We start from the raw sequence: 16,229 nt of genomic DNA, 5'->3' as shown, positions 1-16,229 counted from the left end.
GCCTTAAGTCGTTGCGCATTCGTGTATCGAATATTAGACATACGGAAAATCCTCCAAGATTTCGTCCGCATCCCCGAGTGCCCTTTAACTGTTCTTTTCCTCCGGCTTGGGAAGCAGGAGCTCGTAGACATCGGTATCGCGCCACTGACCGGCCAACTCACCATAGGTCATCTTGGCCATGTGTGAGTAGGTGCCGACCTTTTCAAAACCGCGGGACTTGTGAAGGCCCGCAGAACCTTCATTTTCCGGGAAGATCCAAGAGTGGATGGCCCACTTGTGCAGGTCCTTGCACACTTCAATGAGGCAATCGAGCAAGGCCCCTGCAATGCCACGGCCTTGGGCATCAGATCCCAAGTAAATGGAATCCTCCACGACGCCGTGGAAGACGGTGCGCGAGGAAATCGGAGCGGCCGAAACCCACCCCAATACCTTGGAATCATCGTCCGCCTCAACGGCTACGTGCACCGAGGCCATGATCTTGGAGCTCGTAAACTCCTCGTAGGTCAAGGATCGGGTTTCATAGGTGGCATGGCCGGTTTGCAGGCCCTGCTCGTAGATTTCCCGCATCTGCGGGTAATCGGCCGAAGTGAAGGGCCGAATACGGAAATCCTTTTTCTTATCGTCCGCAGACGTCTTCTTGGCGTTCTCGCTCATAAGCACCATTATTACTGGTCTTGGGTGATTTTTTCTATAAAGAATTCATTAAATTCGCTGTCTGCGAAATCGCTTTCATCCGGCCCTCACTTAGTCGTTGCCTTCTAATAGATCGGTTACCAGTTCCGCAATGGCGGAGCGCTCCGAACGCTTAAGGGTAATGTGCGAGAAGAGCTCGTGGCCCTTGAGCTTTTCGATGACCGCCTGTACCCCATCGTGGCGGCCCACCCGCAGGTTATCGCGCTGGGCAACGTCGTGGGTGAGCACTACTCGCGAGCCTTCCCCCAAGCGCGAGAGCACGGTGAGCAAAACATTGCGCTCCAATGACTGCGCCTCGTCCACGATAACGAAGGCATCGTGCAGGGACCGGCCGCGGATATGGGTCAGTGGCAGGACCTCGATGAGCCCACGCTGGTGAATCTCTTCTAGGACGTTGTCAGAGACTAGGCCTTCCAAGGTGTCATAGACCGCTTGAGCCCATGGGTTCATCTTCTCTGATTCAGAGCCCGGCAGGTACCCCAGCGACTGCCCGCCGACGGCGTACATGGGCCGGAAGACCACAATGCGGCGGTGCTCTCCGCGTTCCAAGACAGCCTCCAAGCCTGCGCACAATGCCAACGCTGATTTACCAGTACCGGCCCTACCGCCGATGGAAACGATGCCAACCTCCGGATCCAGCAGCAGATCCAAGGCAATGCGTTGTTCCGCCGAACGCCCCTGCACGCCGAAGGCATTGCGATCGCCGCGCACCAAGCGCACCGCCCCGTCCGGCATGATGCGCCCCAAGGCAGATTGCGCGCCGGCAATCAAGGTGATGCCGCAGTGCACCGGCAAGTCTTCAACCGGGGTGTCATCGTCCGTGACAACCCCGTCTAGCAGCACTTCCCCATCGCTGTAGAGGGCGTCGATGACATCTGTGGTGGTATAGGCGGTGGCCATACCGGAGTACCCAGTCAAAATGACGTCTTGGGCGTGGTATTCATCGGCCTGCACGCCCACGGCGCCGGCCTTGACGCGCAGCGGTACGTCTTTGGTGACCAAGACCGTGTCCTTGCCCTCGTGCGCCAGGTTCAAGGCGCAGGCCAAGATGCGGTGGTCCCCTTCCGGCCCGCGGAATGCGGCCGGCAAGAGCGACTGGTCTTGGTGGTTAAGCTCTACCCGCAAAGTACCGCCAGCTACATTTACCGGAACGGGTTGGTCGAGCGCCTCATACGTAGCGCGCAGCTCTTCCAAAAAGCGAAGAGCTTGGCGGGCGAACCAGCCAAGCTCCGGGTGATGACGTTTTCCTTCTAATTCAGAGATAACCACGACGGGAAGGACGACCTCGTGTTCAGCGAATTTTCGCAGCGCCCACGGGTCAGATAATAAGACCGAAGTATCGAGGACATAGGTCTTGGTAGCGACGTCATTATCGGTGGTGCCTAGTGGAGTAGAAAGTACAGAGGGGCGAGTCATGGTGGCAGGAATCTTCCTTTGTGAAACGGTAGAAAGCTGTTCTTCCTTGTCTGTCCCCCAATACCGCTAGTGCTGCGATCTCTTGGGGGCTGCCACCCAACCTAAGCACCCAAGGTTGAAATCACATGGGTGGAAGATGAACTTTAAGAAAACGACAAATCCCTGCGGGACAACCCGCAGGGAAAGTGACGAGAGATAATCGGCCTACCGTTTGGGTGGGTGCCGACTTTTAGCTCTTAGGCCTCAATATCAGCCTTGAATTGGCCGTCTTCACCCTCAGTCCAGGAGATGGTGCCGTTGCTAAACTCTTGGGTCCAGCCGTTCGCCTCGGTTGCGTCAGCCTCTGGCTTGGTAGGCAGGCCAACGGAAGAGTCGAGGCCACCCTCGTTTACCCAGGTTTCAGCAATCTTGCCGATGACCGGCTGTGCACCAGTCTCCTCAGAGTAGACCAAGTGCTTGCCGCCCTCGAAGGTAGCCAAGGTGCCCTTATCGGAGGACTCTACGCTCTGCACGTCGCCCCACTCTGCCTGCTTTTCCTCGATGGCGGTTGCAAGGTCAGCGGCAACTTCTTCCTCGCCATTTGCAGTAGTGACGGTCTGGGTATCGCCCTTGGCGCCCTCTGCATTATCGTCCTTGGAGCCAGTTGCTTCTGCGGCAGCGGAGCCTGCGGCGTCGGTGGCATCGGCTGCGGCAGAGCCGGCAGCATCCGATGCGTCTGCGGCTACGGAGCCAGCGCTATCCTTGGCGTCATCAACGGCATCCTCTGCGTCCGAGCATGCAACGAGAGCAACGGAGAGGGTTGCGGCCGCGAAGCCACCTGCAATACGACGAGTAATCTTGCGCATTTCTAAATCTACCTTTCGCATTTCAGCCGAAAAATTAGTTCACTGTAGTTTTCAGCCGCCATTGTGGCGAGCGCAGCCAACCGTACAGCGATCTGCACTGCCGTGCCACTGTGTGCACCGGAGATTGAGCGGATCGGCTTTCAGTTCATCGCCGTTTGCGCTGCTTAGGGCGCTTCTTCTGCTTTTGTAACGGATTGTTAACAATCCTTCGAGACTGTTTGGCTTTAGCTTTTTCGCGGGCTGTGCGCTTCGGTTTTTCCTGCCTGGAGGAGCGGGCGGTGCGGCCCTTAGCGATGCCCACAAAATCCTGAATGGCCTCGCTATCCTCCGCCTTTCGCCAGACCAAGGCGATCTCGGTGACCGGTACCTCGCTGCCCTTCAGCGCAAGCGGAACCACCTGTTTCTTGCTGAGGATTTTTAATAGCGGCAGCGGTGCGATGGCGATCCCCACATTGGCTGCAACCACCTGCAGGGCTTCGCGTACGGCGGCGATATCGACCTCACCTGCCTCGGTGAGGCGGTAGTTGAGGTGCTCATCGGAGACATCGGCAAGCGCCAGCTCCTCACCCACCTCCGCATAAACGGAGTCTTTTGGAACCGCGATGCCGGGGGCCTCCTCATAAAGGCGGACCACGTGGAAGGAGTCATCCACGCGCGCATCCGGCAGGCGCGTTAACGCCAGATCCACGCGACCTGCGAGCAATTCCGCCATGCCGTCATCCGCATCGATGGTAGATAAACCGCCGTGCGCAGTATTGTCCTGAAATCTCTGAAACCATTTTCCAGGTTCCGTACCGGTCACAAAGGCTAAGCGCAGCATGGAGCACAGTCTACTGAAAGTGCTACGGTTAAACCGTGAGTGAACAACATAACCAACAGCAACCGTCCGGTACCGCAATGCGCGCGCAGACCGCCGCTAAAAAGCTGAATATCTATCTGCCCGCCGCGCCCGAAGAATTTCAAAATAGCGCGGTAAGCCACGAAGAACTACGCGAATTGCAGCACAATCCCCCACAGTGGCTGCAAACGCTGCGCCGCGAAGGCCCCCACCCCCGGCAGGAAGTTGCCCACAAGCTGGGCATTTCTGTCACCGCATTAAAGAAGAATGACATGGATAAGCCGCTGACCACTGCGGAAATCAGCGAGCTTTTGGAAAAACAGCCGGAGTGGCTGCAGCGAGCCCGCGCCACGCTGGCGCAGGCTCGCGGGCACGACGTCAACGAGGACGCCGCCGAGGATAAGGACTAAACCAGCTTCCAGTCCTCAAGGCCTTCATACAGCGGGTAATCCTCGGCAATCTTGTCGACGCGCCGGCGAAGCGCCTCGACGTCGGCGTTATTGCCCTGTGCCAAGGCGGTGCCGATGACATCGGCAACCTCGGTGAAGGCTTCCGCATCAAGGCCGCGGGTGGCCAGGGCGGAGGTGCCGATGCGCAGGCCCGAGGTGACCATCGGCGGGCGAGGATCGTTCGGGACCGCATTGCGGTTGACGGTGATTCCTACCTGGTGCAACAGGTCTTCTGCCTGCTGACCATCGAGCTGCGAATTGCGCAGATCAACCAGGACGAGGTGGACATCAGTGCCACCGGACACAACGTCCACGCCAGCTGCCTGCGTATCTTCCGCCAAGAGGCGATCAGCCAGAATGCGGGCGCCCTCAAGGGTGCGCTCCTGGCGCTCCTTGAATTCCTCGCTGGCCGCAATCTTCATAGAAATAGCCTTTGCAGCCACCGCGTGCATCAACGGTCCACCCTGCTGGCCTGGGAAGACATTGGAGTTCAGCTTCTTTGCGTATTCCTGCTTGGCCAAGATCATGCCGGATCGCGGACCGCCCAGGGTCTTGTGCACGGTGGTGGAGACGATATCGGCGTGCTCCACTGGGTTCGGGTGCAGGCCTGCGGCAACCAGACCCGCGAAGTGGGCCATGTCAACCCACAGGTAAGCGCCCACCTCATCGGCAATCTCGCGGAAGGCCGCGAAATCCAGGGTGCGCGGGTACGCGGACCAACCGCCGATGATGACCTTTGGCTTCTCCTTTAGCGCCTGTTCGCGCAGCTTATCCATGTCCACGCGCATGGTCTCTGGGTCCACACCATACGCCGCGACATCGTAAAGCTTGCCGGAGAAGTTCAACTTCATCCCGTGGGTCAGGTGTCCACCATGCGCCAAGGACAGGCCGAGGATCTTATCGCCCGGTTCCGCGATGCTGGCCAGGACTGCGGCATTCGCCTGCGCGCCGGAGTGTGGCTGCACGTTGGCAAATTCCGCGTTGAAGAGCGCCTTCGCACGGTCGCGTGCGAGATCCTCAACAACATCGACGTGCTCACAGCCGCCGTAGTAACGACGCCCTGGGTATCCCTCGGCGTACTTATTGGTCAGGACAGAACCCTGTGCCTGCAAGACGGCGCGCGGCACGAAGTTTTCAGAAGCGATCATTTCTAGAGTTTCGCGCTGGCGGGAAATTTCTCCCTGGATAGCGCCGAAAACATCGGGGTCAAGATCGCGCAGGTCAGTATTGAAAGAAGCCATATAAGACTAGTCCTCTTCTCGGTAGGAAGCAGTATGAACTATTACATATCATAACCTTTCGGCTACCTTACAGGGGGCAAATTTTTAATTCCCTTATCATCGCGTGCGACAATTAGGCTATGGCGCGCAACCTGGATTCAAGCCCCTACCTCGACTTTGACCGTGAAACCTGGCGTGATCTTCGCAAATCCATGCCACAGGTGTTGACAGAAAACGAACTAGAAGAGCTACGCGGCATCGGCGATCGCATTGATTTGGACGAGGTGGCAGACGTCTACCTCCCCCTCTCCCGCCTTATCCACATGCAGGTCACCGCCCGGCAACAACTCACCGCCGCCACCGAAGCCTTCTTGGGCAACCCTCCCACGCACGTGCCTTTCGTCATCGGCGTAGGCGGTTCCGTGGCCGTTGGTAAATCCACCACCGCCCGCCTCCTCCAAGTGCTCCTACAGCGCTGGGACTCTCACCCGAAGGTGGACCTGGTGACCACGGACGGGTTCCTCTTTCCCACCCAAACGCTTAAAGACCGCGGACTGATGAAGCGGAAGGGTTTCCCCGAATCCTACGACCGCCGCGCACTTATGCGCTTTGTTACCGACGTCAAATCCGGAAAACCCGTGGTCAAAGCGCCGCTGTATTCGCATATCACCTATGACATCGTCAAAGATCGCTATCAAGAGGTCAACCAGCCGGATATCTTAATCTTGGAAGGCCTCAACGTCCTCCAAACCAGCCCCACCTTAACCATCGCGGATCTTTTTGACTTCTCCGTCTATGTCGATGCCCGCACGGACGATATTGAGCAGTGGTACATCGACCGCTTCCTCACGCTGCGCCACACCGAATTCCGCAGACCCAATGCTCACTTCGCTGCTTATGCCGATATGAACGATGAGCAGGCGCGCGCCCAAGCCCGCGAGATTTGGCAATCCATTAACCTGCCAAATTTGGTGGAAAATATCCTGCCCACCCGCGTGCGCGCATCCCTGGTATTGAAAAAGGGCTCGCATCACCTCGTCGAAAAGGTGCGGATGCGAAAAATCTAGCCGCTATTTGCCAAAGCGGCGCGAACGCTGCGAATAATCACGCAGCGCGCGCAGGAAATCTACCTTCCGGAACGCCGGCCAATAGGTATCGGTGAACCAAATTTCTGAATAGGCTGCTTGCCACAGGAGGAATCCGGAAAGTCGCTGCTCACCGGAGGTGCGGATCACCAAATCCGGGTCCGGCAGGCCCTTGGTATAAAGGTGTTCCGTAATCGAATCCGCGGTGACACGGTCCGCCATCTCGGCCGCGCTCGTGCCCTTTTCGGCCTCGCTGCGCACCAGCTTCTGAACGGCATCGACGATTTCTTGGCGCCCACCGTACCCCACGGCCACATTGACAATGACGCCTTGGTTATCCTTGGTTTCCTCAGCGGCGTCAACCATGCGCTGGGTTACCGGCGCGGGCAATAAATCTAAGTTACCCACAAGGCGCACCTGGCAATCCAGATCCCCCTGGGACAAATGCGTGACCACATCAGAGATGATGTCAAAAAGCAGCTGCACTTCCTGCTGGCTGCGCTTCAAGTTCTCCGTGGACAAGAGGTAGATGGTGACTACCTCAATATCGGTATCACGGCACCACGCGATCATCTCCCCAATTTTCTTCGCCCCCTGGCGGTGACCGTGGCTGATATCCGTAAAACCGGCTTCCCGCGCCCAGCGGCGGTTGCCGTCAGCCATGATCGCCACGTGCTTCGGCTGCGGTCTGCCCTTGATAAGCCGCACGAGGCGTGCTTCATACAAGGGGTACATCAGCCGCTTGAGAAATGTCACGTTGATTACTCCAACCGGCTAGAAAATCGACTTCTTGCGGTTATCGTAAAGGCCAGCTTCCTTGAGCGCCGCATCCACTGCCTCTTCGTCGAATGGATCGATTCCGTGGTCTTCAGCGAACATAGTGCGCCGACGGAAGCGCGAAAAGCGACGGTGGAAATTCCAACCCGCTACCAGCACGGCAACGCCCAAGATAGCCAAGATAAGCAGCCCGATGGGCGAGGCTTTACCAAACTCGGGACCCATCGGCCCGCCCTCTGCACCTTCTGTGCCTTGCGCAAGAACAGTGACATCGTGCGCAGCCAAGAAAAGGGAGTCATAGACGCTCATGCTTTAAGTCTCCTCGTTCTTTTCAATGCCCGCAAATAAATCATTTTCCGGCAGCGAGGTCGATACCCTGGTCTTGGCTAATTCAAACTCCTCCGTTGGCCACAAGCGCTGTTGGACCTCCACGGAGGTTGCCAAGAATGCGCCCGCAGGATCGATCTGCGTCGCGTGCGCCCGCAGCGCATCATCACGGTTTTGGAAGTACTCGGCGCACTCCACCTGCGTGGTAACGCGGGCCATAATATCGCCGAAAGCCGTGTCCCAACGCGCCAGCATAGGACCGTACGGGCTGGGCTTTCCCTCTTCAAGTAGAAGATCGTGGAACATCTTCATACGCTGGTACACAAAGCCATGCGAATAGTACAGCTTCAGCGGCTCGAAGGGCTCGCCCAGTTCTGGGTGGTAAGAGGCGTCACCGGCCTTTTCCCACGCAATCATGGAGGCTCGGTGAACCATGAGGTGGTCTGGGTGCGGGTAGCCGCCGTTTTCGTCATAGGTAATGATGACCTGCGGGCGGAATGAACGGATAACGCGCACCATTTCCTGGGCCGCTGCATCATCGCCCATCAGGGCAAAGCAGCCTTCCGGCAAGAGGTCTTCCATGCTCTTGCCTTCCTCAGGATCTGGCAGGCCAGAATCAACGTGGCCTAACCACTGGTGTTGGACCCCAAGCGCGCGGGCTGCCTTAGCCATTTCCTCGCGGCGTACCTCAGCCATGTTTTCCTTAACACCAGGACGGTCCATAGCCGGGTTAATAATGTCACCGCGTTCACCACCGGTGCAGGTCAGCACCATTACATCCGCACCTTCTGCTGCGTAACGGGCCGTTGTCGCAGCACCCTTGGAGGATTCATCATCCGGGTGTGCGTGGATTGCTAGGAGGCGAAAGTCGCTCACTGAAAATCCATCCCCTTTAAAACTAGCTTTTAGAACAGACCACTATCTTAGTAGATAATGGGAAAATGGTACTCCTCGGTTAAAGTAGGGCTATGACTTCCGCCGGAAATTCTCGCTCCGCCGCGCGCTACGGCTCGCGCGATAAATCACAAAAGAACTCTGGTAGCTGGGCCAATAAGGCGCTGGTGTTAATTTTCGCCGCCATGCTCGTCACCCTTCTCTACTACGGCTTCCAGTATTTTCGGGAAAAAGAATCCGTCAATGCTCAGATTTCTATGGTCACTCAAGAGGTTCTGAGCGATGACACCACGCGCGTCTGGGTCGACGTAACCCGCAATCACACCGATGAGGATGCTTACTGCATCGTGCAGGCTTACGATTATTCCAAATCCGAGGTAGGCCGCCGCGAATTTGCCGTTCCCGCTGGCGGAAATGAGACGCATCGCATTGCCGTCGATGTCCCCACCAATGCCCGCGCCGTCGCCGGTGGAGCCTATGGTTGCTCCGGCAATATCCCGGATTACCTGGATATGGACAATCCCGACTACGCGGAAAGTCGCTAGCCCCATGTGCTAGGATTTGTACAGCCTAGAACTAGGCAATTGCCTGGTTGCATACTTAACTTCGGTCCCGCCATCATCGCAGGACTTTGACCACTATTCCACAGCACGGAAGGTTTTAGAATGGCTGAGCAGCAAAAGCAGTACATCACCCCAGAAACCAAGGCAAAGCTCGAGACCGAGCTGCAGGAACTCATCGATCACCGCCCAGAGGTGGCAGCGGAAATCAATGAGCGCCGCGAAGAGGGCGACCTGAAAGAAAACGCCGGCTACGACGCCGCCCGCGAGATGCAGGACCAGGAAGAGGCCCGCATCAAGCAGATTTCTGAGCTGCTGGCCAACTCCACCACCGAGCGTGGCACCATGCAGGAAGGCGTTGCCTACACCGGCAGCGTTGTTCACGTGTACTACAACGGCGACAAGAACGATAAGGAAACCTTCCTCATCGGTACCCGCGCCGCTGCGACCGATAACAAGGACCTAGAGACCTACTCCGAGCAGTCCCCGCTGGGCGCCGCCATCATCGGTGCACAGGAGGGTGAAACCCGCGAGTACTCCGCACCAAACGGAAAGACCATTTCGGTAACCATCGAATCGGCTGCCCCATACGATTCCGCCAAGGCCGCCACCCCGCGCGAATCCTAATTTCCTCCTCCCACCTCATTACCGCCTTCACTACTCTGGAGAAAGAGCACATCCCCATGAAGAAATTCTCCCGTTTCGCCACCGCTGGTTTAGTTTTTACCGCCGGCCTTTCCTTGGCCGCATGCCACCCGCCGAACGAACAGGATTCTGAATCCGGCAAGATCGACAACGCATCGACCTTCACCGGCGAGGCGCCGGCACAGAAGAATGACGAGACGACTTCATCTGCTGTCACCACCGAACCTGGGGTGGATTCGGAGGGCCTGCAGAACGGGGTCGAGGAACCTGTGCAGCAGCCAAACGCCACCGCGACGCAACTGCCACAATAAAAGAAATGGGCTGAAGGATACTATCCTTCAGCCTTTTCCTTTCCCGATTCGCTGCCTAGGATTCTCGCGCCCAATTGCCGATAACCCCAGGCACAACAGCCGGTGGTTCTCCCAACAGATCTCGCTTATTAGGATCGCGCTCAACTTGAGTCGTTACCGCCTTCACCCGGTTCTTGTCATTTCCCTGACCCCGGGTTCCCATCATTGGCGCAAAGGCTCGCATACCTGCTGCTGGCCTTGCGGCGCCAGATTTGGCACCGGGGTTATTGATGGCGCCTCCCCCGCGCACCACAGCTTCGCGCACAGCTCCCCTTTCAAGGTGTCCCCGGCTACCGTTACCACCGCTGCTATTGCCAGCAGATTCGCCTGCCCCGCGAGGAAGCGCGCCTCCCACACCGCGAGCGCCGACGCTCTCACCGGAGCCACCACGCAAAGCTGCTCCGCCGCGCGCAGTGGTTCCGCCAGCACCTAGTCCTGGGGCGGAATTTACGAGTGCACCCATGTTTCCGCCTACGCCAGAACCAGGCCTTCCACCCGTGCCCAAGGCCCCGCTACCGAGCCCGGCCGTTGGATTGAATCCGCCACCGCGGAGCGCGCCAGGATTTCCACTTCCAGCTCGCCCGCCGAAGGTAGGAGTACCCGCGGCACTTGCAATTCCAGTTCCGGTACCTAACCCGGCCCCAGTGCCCATACCCGTAGCACCGGGCCCACCGCCAGCCATTGACATAGAACCTAGCTGACTATGCGGCGTCGCCCCAGGGAGTGAGGCTCCACTGGTTGCGACATCGCGACCGCTGATATCTATTCCATCGCCCACCCCTAATTGGGAAACGGCCTTTCTGCCGTCCGCGTGCAATTGCTCTTGGAACGCAGCGGTTTCCTCTGGAGTCATGCCGACGGATTCCAAATCGTGGACCGTACCATTTGCCACGTCGAAGTTTCCCGGCCCCACTTCGCCGCGGGCAATAGCTTCCTGAATCGCGCGCGGCCACACAACACTGTCGGTACTATACTTCTGGCCATCGCCATCCACGCCAGACAAACCGGCATCAACACCGCCCCCTCCGGCAGCTGGCGACTGTTCCATTAACGCATGCTGATTAGGCATTGCCTCGATGGCAAACCTTTGAAGATCCGGTTGGAGCTTTGCCAACGCCGCAGTCTCTGCGATTTTTCGTTCGGCCGGGTCAGGGATCTTCATAATATCCATCGCCATTGCCATTGCCGACGGCTGAATCATCATCAATCGCGAGTGGAAACCAGTGAGCTTTTCTCCCATTGCTTCAGCATTGGCCACAAAATGCTTCCCCGAGGCCGCTACCTCTCGGATCTTCGCTGCCGCCCGCGACGTCGTTTCGCTGTCATTCTCGCTTTCCAAGGATCCCGCGGCTTTTTCAAGCCCGCTAACGATCTCCCGAACCTCGGAGCCTAAGGACTTCCACCGCGCATTAGCTTCGGATACGCTCCAAATCTGCGTAGACATCAAGTCCGTTGCCAGCTTAGTAATCGACGTACCGACGTTAACTACAGGCGGAGTAAACATAAACGGGCTATACCCTGGCTCCGGCTGATCCATAATCGGCATCGATTCAACGCCAATCTCACCGCCAGCGTCCGCGATATCCATCACCCTACTATTTGCAGCTTCTTGGGCTTCAAAGCCTCGGGCTTCACGAGCAAGACTGTCGTAGAGCCATTTCAATTGCTCCGAGAAAGCTCTTAAAGAATTACCTGCGGAACCGGGATCTGTTTCAAGGATTCGCTGATGAATCGCCCCTACATGGTCGATTCCGCTGACAGGTGAAAACGCCGAATCCAACGGTGATTGGGCATTCCCAACCGCCACCATAAGTTCCGTTCCTAGAAACTCTGTTTCCATGGCAGTGTTTAGTAGACTTTCACTACTGATTTTCATAATTCCCCCGATTTTTATCCTAAAGATTCGCTAGTACTCCGCTAGCAATTGAACACTTTTCTTCGTAACTTTCGTCAGGACTAAATCCTGAGTAATTGACTCGTATAACCCCTCGAACGGTTTCTTGGATTACAGTGCAAAACATATCTCCAAAAAGTTCATTTTCTTCAACGTCCCCAAACTTTGAAGAGTTTCCTTTTGGATTTTCTTCCCGATTCAATGAATCATCAAGCGGGCTGGAACTAATCATTCCAGATAATCCAACCACTCCTCCCCGATTTTGGTCACCTTGGAACTCAAAGGTACATATGACGGAACCGGAGATTCTCCGAGTATCCCCAATAGGAGACCCGATTCCCGCAGCTTTTAGTCTGTCCGTTGGAATCTCCGTACAAGGGTCGAATAGCTCGAAATCTGGATCAGCTGGATCAAATTCTCCCGGCGACGGTAGTACCCCGGAATCCCCATCTGCCGTGGCGCCGGTCTCCCCCCGAAGACCGGCGCCAGCACTCGTGTCCTCGCCTTTGGAGTGTTCCGAATCCCCCGCATTGTCTTCCACGTCATCCCCCTGGTTTCCGTTGGCATCACCCGCGCCATCGACCGAACTAGTGCCATCAGCTTCTGCCGTCATCGCGGCATCTTCTGACGCGCTCCTCGAGCCGACTTCCGCAACGCAGCCACTCAGCGCGACCGAGCTGACTACCAGCGCTGCTACGGTTGCCTGACGTTTCACAACAATCCTTCGGTTACTCCTACTAGACGAGCTGGAACGAGGAGAAAATAGAGGAGAGAACTCTCTACCTTCCGGTTTCCCGTTCCCGCCACATAGCATGCATGAATCGCGTAAAAATTTCTTGCCGAGCCCGCAAATTAATCACTATTTAACTATTTCATTTATCTCACACACCACATTTATAACTTTCCAAAATGGTGAAATTTGCTGCTCATTAGCTGTCTTAAGCCTGAATGTCCTCTCCTACCCGCTTAAAGGCTAAACAACGACTTAATACCCCCTGAATTACCCCAATAATTACAGGCCTGTAAGCCAAACGCGGACACAAAAATGGCCCGCACCGTAGTGCGGGCCGAAAGCATGAAAAAGACTTAGTTGCGCTGAACGTAGCTCAACAGGCGAAGAATTTCGGTGTAGAGCCAGACCAAGGTTACGGCCAAGCCGAGAGCCACGCCCCATGCCTGCTTAGCAGGAGCACCAGCACGGATAAGGCGATCTGCTTGGTCAAAGTCAGTCAGGAAGGACAGAGCAGCCAAGACAATGCAAACTAGGGAGAAGATGATGGCGAGAGGGCCACCATCGCGCAGTGGGTTGAAATCGAAGAAGAGGGCACCCAAGGAGTTTGCAAGGGCCATGACCGCGACACCTGCAATGAGGCCGACCAAAATCTTGGTGAACTTTGGAGTGACCTTTACTGCACCAGTCTTGTAGACAATGAGCATACCGATGAATACGCCGATGGTACCGACGATTGCCTGGCCAATCAGCGCCATGCCATTAGAACCACCGATGGTGCTATTAGCGAATACGAAGGAGAAGCCACCAACGAAGAAGCCCTCGAATACCGCATAGATTAGGGTTGCGGCCGGTGAACCCCACTTCCGACCAAAGGAAGCCACAAGTACGGTAATGAATCCGCCGATGCCGCCGACCAGCATAAGCATCATGGCGGTGCCAGGGTTCATGGTGCCCAAGTAGAAGTTGATAGCAGCGGCCACGATAATGATGCCGAGGGTAATTCCCGTCTTGGTGACGACGTCATCCACGGTCATGGGGCGAGGGGCTTCGCCCGCGTAGCTGGGGTTCTGCTGCTGGCTACTTTCAGTCAGCGAGGTCATAACCGGATTGCTTGAACGCACGGTTGTCCTTTCTCAGTGATGTACAAATCATCTTTCTCATGTAGATCAACGTCATCACGCCCCACAAAGTTCCTCATTTGGAATAATTTGTTCAAGATTCTCGGAAATTTATTGCCGGACCGGTCCCTCCGCTGACGTAACCCGAGTTTTGTTGCTAGAAACTTGCTCTCGCGCCTTATGAGCCGCGGGAAAGAGCCTCGACATAAGAAGGTCAACAGATTGCAAAGGAACATCTGACTACGAGACGACTAACTATGGCGAACGACCCCCGCCAGGACGTTACCGACCTTGATTCCTGCTGCCCTTTTATCGAGTCTTCGGCGCCCATCACCTGCAGTCAGGTACACCGAGGATTCACTATCCGTAGCTTCGATATAAGCTTAAAAAGGTGCCTACTTCATGAGCTAATCCTCAAGTACCTAGACAGTCATACTTCGGTCGAGATTAAAGGAACATCTTGCGATTTACACTCATATCCACCAGCACAGCAATCATCATGACGCTGGCGGGAGCTAGCGCGTTTTTCATCCCAGCATTCATTGCAGTCGGAATTGCTATCGACAGCAACAACCGGAAAACCGTGCAACCTAAAATCATTGACGCAGACGCAGGCAAAGAGCTGCGGACCGGCGGGGACTGCACTGATCGAATCGGCGTACGCTACGCGGCGTGGCTCAGTTACTGAGCCATACGAAAAGTCTCGAGACACCATAGGAACGATGTCTCGAGACTTCACAGCGTGCCCCCAGTGGGACTCGAACCCACACTGAATCGATTTTAAGTCGACTGCCTCTGCCGATTGGGCTATGGGGGCGGGGCGCAAGGAATAGTGTAGGACACTATTCCTAAAAAGAGTTAATGAGGGGTAGATTCACTAACCAGACCTGCAATGATGCCGTCTAGGATGTCTTTTTCACTGATGAAAAAGCTGCGCGCATCACTAGTGCGCTCGATAAGCTGCATGATTCCCTCAACTGCTACTGCCCCACCGCCGATGACATCGGCGCGGCCTGGGTGAATGACCGGATTGAGGGCGCGTTCTTCCGAGGGAATGCTGACGAGTTGCTTGAGCAGCACCCGCAGGGCATCGAAACGCAGCTCCGAGCCATGGATCGCATCGGCATCATAGCGCTCTAGGCCCTGTGCCAAGGCGGATAGCGTGGTGAACGTGCCGGCACAGCCCACAATGGTGCGCGCCTTGGACATGGGGACGATCTTTTCCACCTCGCCCATGCGCTCTGCTACGTATTCAGAGGCGATTTCAACCTCTGATTCCGTGGGCGGGTCGGTGCGCATGATGCGTTCTGTCAGGCGCACACAGCCCATGTACGCAGAGTGCGAACCTAGAATCTCTTCATCCGCGGTACCCACGACGAATTCGGTAGAACCGCCGCCCAAGTCAATGACGCAGAAGGGGCCGCGGTCAGGCTCCATATCGGCTACCGCGCCGTTGAAAGACAGGAGTGCTTCTTCTTCGCCGGAGATAACCTCCGCCTTGGCACCGGATTCAATCTGGCCCAAAAGTTCAGCAGTCATATCGAAAAATTCCTGCTGATTCTTTGCATCGCGGGTGGCACTGGTTGCCACCATGCGCACGCGGGTGACCTTTTCGAACTTCATCTGGCGCACATAGCCTTCCAAGGCCACACGGACGCGCTCTAAGGCATCGGGCGCGATTTCACCCGTTGCATCCACACCTTGGCCCAGGCGAATGATTTCCATGGTGCGGGTGATATCGCGCACCTTGCCGTCTTCATCAATCTCAGAAATGAGCAGACGAATGGAATTGGTACCGCAGTCAATCGCTGCCACGCGAGTCATGTCTTACTCCTATTCCGCGTTGGAAAAATCGAACTCCGCCAGGTCAATGCCCAGCTCTTCCACCGTGGGCCAATCCTGTGGAATCGCCGTACCGCGCAGCTTACCGTGGTCGGCCGCCATGGCCACGGCCTCGGTGCCGAGGCGGAAGTGCTGAGGGCCTTCGGCAAGCGCATAGGCAATGAGCACGTGCAGGCACTTCACTCGCTCCGGCATGCCGCCGCCGGAAAAGTCCGTGCCCAGGTCCTCAATCTCATTGCGCTTGGCTAAGAAATGCTCGTGGGCTTGGTGATAGTCCGCGGCGAGCTCCTTGTCCTCGGCCAGGCGGGACTCCATCCACTTCATTACGTGGGCGACCTCCAACCGGGAGGCCTCCGCTGTGAGGCGGGGATCGGTGAGGTAATACAGCGTGGGAAATGGGGTGCCATCCGGCAACTTGGGAGAGGTTTTAATCACGGCCGGTTGGCCATCCGGCGTGCGGAAAGATACCTCCAGCACGCCGCGTGGGGTGCGGCCCAATTGCTCGGAGACGATGGCTAAATCTGCATCAGTGACGGTCATGCG

18 protein-coding genes and 1 tRNA gene are annotated in these 16,229 nt (G+C 56.6%); 5 read left to right on the top strand and 14 right to left on the bottom strand.

The genetic code is table 11. The annotated features are described in order from the left end of the window. Positions 1 to 84: 84 nt before the first annotated feature. The 4 genes from ABRP64_RS09955 to ABRP64_RS09940 all read right to left on the bottom strand — a co-directional run bounded on the left by ABRP64_RS09955 (position 85) and on the right by ABRP64_RS09940 (position 3,774). Positions 85 to 663 (bottom strand): GNAT family N-acetyltransferase, encoded by a 579-nt coding sequence (locus ABRP64_RS09955; protein WP_284851583.1) that lies wholly within the window; start codon positions 661 to 663, stop codon positions 85 to 87. Positions 664 to 744: 81 nt separating this feature from the next. Further along, on the bottom strand, positions 745 to 2,109 hold the full coding sequence (gene phoH2, locus ABRP64_RS09950; RefSeq protein WP_284784648.1) for an RNA 5'-3' helicase PhoH2: 1,365 nt from the start codon (positions 2,107 to 2,109) through the stop codon (positions 745 to 747). Between the two features lie 236 nt (positions 2,110 to 2,345). Then, the gene (locus tag ABRP64_RS09945; protein ID WP_284782460.1) at positions 2,346 to 2,954 is read right to left on the bottom strand and encodes an LGFP repeat-containing protein; all 609 of its coding nucleotides are present in this window, start codon (positions 2,952 to 2,954) and stop codon (positions 2,346 to 2,348) included. 145 nt (positions 2,955 to 3,099) lie between these two features. Next, complete coding sequence (locus ABRP64_RS09940; RefSeq protein ID WP_284782458.1) at positions 3,100 to 3,774, bottom strand: LysR family transcriptional regulator substrate-binding protein; 675 nt, start codon at positions 3,772 to 3,774, stop codon at positions 3,100 to 3,102. A 35-nt stretch (positions 3,775 to 3,809) separates the two neighbouring features. Here ABRP64_RS09940 and ABRP64_RS09935 point away from each other — a divergent pair, with 35 nt between their 5' ends. Next, positions 3,810 to 4,202, top strand: a complete 393-nt coding sequence (locus ABRP64_RS09935; RefSeq protein WP_502880532.1) for a DUF5997 family protein — start codon at positions 3,810 to 3,812, stop codon at positions 4,200 to 4,202. Here ABRP64_RS09935 and glyA read toward each other — a convergent pair. Further along, complete coding sequence (gene glyA, locus ABRP64_RS09930) at positions 4,199 to 5,482, bottom strand: serine hydroxymethyltransferase (RefSeq protein ID WP_284623156.1); 1,284 nt, start codon at positions 5,480 to 5,482, stop codon at positions 4,199 to 4,201. The genes ABRP64_RS09935 and glyA overlap by 4 nt on opposite strands. 119 nt (positions 5,483 to 5,601) lie before the next feature. Here glyA and coaA point away from each other — a divergent pair, with 119 nt between their 5' ends. Next, positions 5,602 to 6,528, top strand: coding sequence for a type I pantothenate kinase (coaA, locus tag ABRP64_RS09925; protein ID WP_284769949.1), 927 nt, complete (start codon positions 5,602 to 5,604; stop codon positions 6,526 to 6,528). Between the two features lie 3 nt (positions 6,529 to 6,531). Here coaA and ABRP64_RS09920 read toward each other — a convergent pair whose 3' ends face one another. The 3 genes from ABRP64_RS09920 to mca are packed head-to-tail and all read right to left on the bottom strand — an operon-like array spanning position 6,532 to position 8,526. Further along, the gene (locus ABRP64_RS09920) at positions 6,532 to 7,302 is read right to left on the bottom strand and encodes an isoprenyl transferase (RefSeq protein WP_023026159.1); all 771 of its coding nucleotides are present in this window, start codon (positions 7,300 to 7,302) and stop codon (positions 6,532 to 6,534) included. Between the two features lie 18 nt (positions 7,303 to 7,320). Then, complete coding sequence (locus ABRP64_RS09915; RefSeq protein WP_005280029.1) at positions 7,321 to 7,632, bottom strand: hypothetical protein; 312 nt, start codon at positions 7,630 to 7,632, stop codon at positions 7,321 to 7,323. A 3-nt stretch (positions 7,633 to 7,635) separates the two neighbouring features. Next, positions 7,636 to 8,526, bottom strand: a complete 891-nt coding sequence (mca, locus tag ABRP64_RS09910) for a mycothiol conjugate amidase Mca (RefSeq protein ID WP_284769950.1) — start codon at positions 8,524 to 8,526, stop codon at positions 7,636 to 7,638. A 92-nt stretch (positions 8,527 to 8,618) separates the two neighbouring features. Between mca and ABRP64_RS09905 the strand changes: the two genes are divergently transcribed. From ABRP64_RS09905 to ABRP64_RS09895, 3 genes are all read left to right on the top strand, one after another. After that, positions 8,619 to 9,089 (top strand): DUF4307 domain-containing protein, encoded by a 471-nt coding sequence (locus tag ABRP64_RS09905; RefSeq protein ID WP_284769951.1) that lies wholly within the window; start codon positions 8,619 to 8,621, stop codon positions 9,087 to 9,089. Positions 9,090 to 9,209: 120 nt separating this feature from the next. Then, positions 9,210 to 9,731 (top strand): transcription elongation factor GreA, encoded by a 522-nt coding sequence (gene greA / locus ABRP64_RS09900; protein ID WP_284769952.1) that lies wholly within the window; start codon positions 9,210 to 9,212, stop codon positions 9,729 to 9,731. A gap of 56 nt (positions 9,732 to 9,787) precedes the next feature. Further along, positions 9,788 to 10,060 (top strand): thiamine biosynthesis protein X, encoded by a 273-nt coding sequence (locus ABRP64_RS09895; RefSeq protein ID WP_284769953.1) that lies wholly within the window; start codon positions 9,788 to 9,790, stop codon positions 10,058 to 10,060. Positions 10,061 to 10,115: 55 nt separating this feature from the next. Here the strand turns inward: ABRP64_RS09895 and ABRP64_RS09890 are convergent, their stop codons facing one another. From ABRP64_RS09890 to ABRP64_RS09865, 6 genes are all read right to left on the bottom strand, one after another. Continuing rightward, the gene (locus ABRP64_RS09890; protein WP_284769954.1) at positions 10,116 to 11,687 is read right to left on the bottom strand and encodes a hypothetical protein; all 1,572 of its coding nucleotides are present in this window, start codon (positions 11,685 to 11,687) and stop codon (positions 10,116 to 10,118) included. 307 nt (positions 11,688 to 11,994) lie between these two features. After that, positions 11,995 to 12,708, bottom strand: a complete 714-nt coding sequence (locus ABRP64_RS09885) for a DUF3558 domain-containing protein (RefSeq protein WP_284805825.1) — start codon at positions 12,706 to 12,708, stop codon at positions 11,995 to 11,997. A gap of 371 nt (positions 12,709 to 13,079) precedes the next feature. Further along, on the bottom strand, positions 13,080 to 13,847 hold the full coding sequence (locus ABRP64_RS09880) for a Bax inhibitor-1/YccA family protein (RefSeq protein ID WP_349866324.1): 768 nt from the start codon (positions 13,845 to 13,847) through the stop codon (positions 13,080 to 13,082). A gap of 740 nt (positions 13,848 to 14,587) precedes the next feature. Further along, positions 14,588 to 14,661: transfer RNA gene (locus ABRP64_RS09875), tRNA-Leu, on the bottom strand. A gap of 41 nt (positions 14,662 to 14,702) precedes the next feature. Continuing rightward, positions 14,703 to 15,668: a Ppx/GppA phosphatase family protein gene (locus tag ABRP64_RS09870; RefSeq protein ID WP_349866323.1), complete on the bottom strand. Its 966-nt coding sequence runs from the start codon at positions 15,666 to 15,668 to the stop codon at positions 14,703 to 14,705. Between the two features lie 9 nt (positions 15,669 to 15,677). Then, positions 15,678 to 16,226 (bottom strand): DUF501 domain-containing protein, encoded by a 549-nt coding sequence (locus ABRP64_RS09865; RefSeq protein WP_023026136.1) that lies wholly within the window; start codon positions 16,224 to 16,226, stop codon positions 15,678 to 15,680. Between the last annotated feature and the right edge of the window lie 3 nt (positions 16,227 to 16,229).

The sequence above is a fragment of the Corynebacterium sp. KPL4015 genome (assembly GCF_040225725.1).
GTDB lineage: Bacteria > Actinomycetota > Actinomycetes > Mycobacteriales > Mycobacteriaceae > Corynebacterium > Corynebacterium rhinophilum.
The sequence above is the reverse complement of the archived record's forward strand: the minus strand, read 5'-3'. Positions and strand labels throughout refer to the sequence as shown.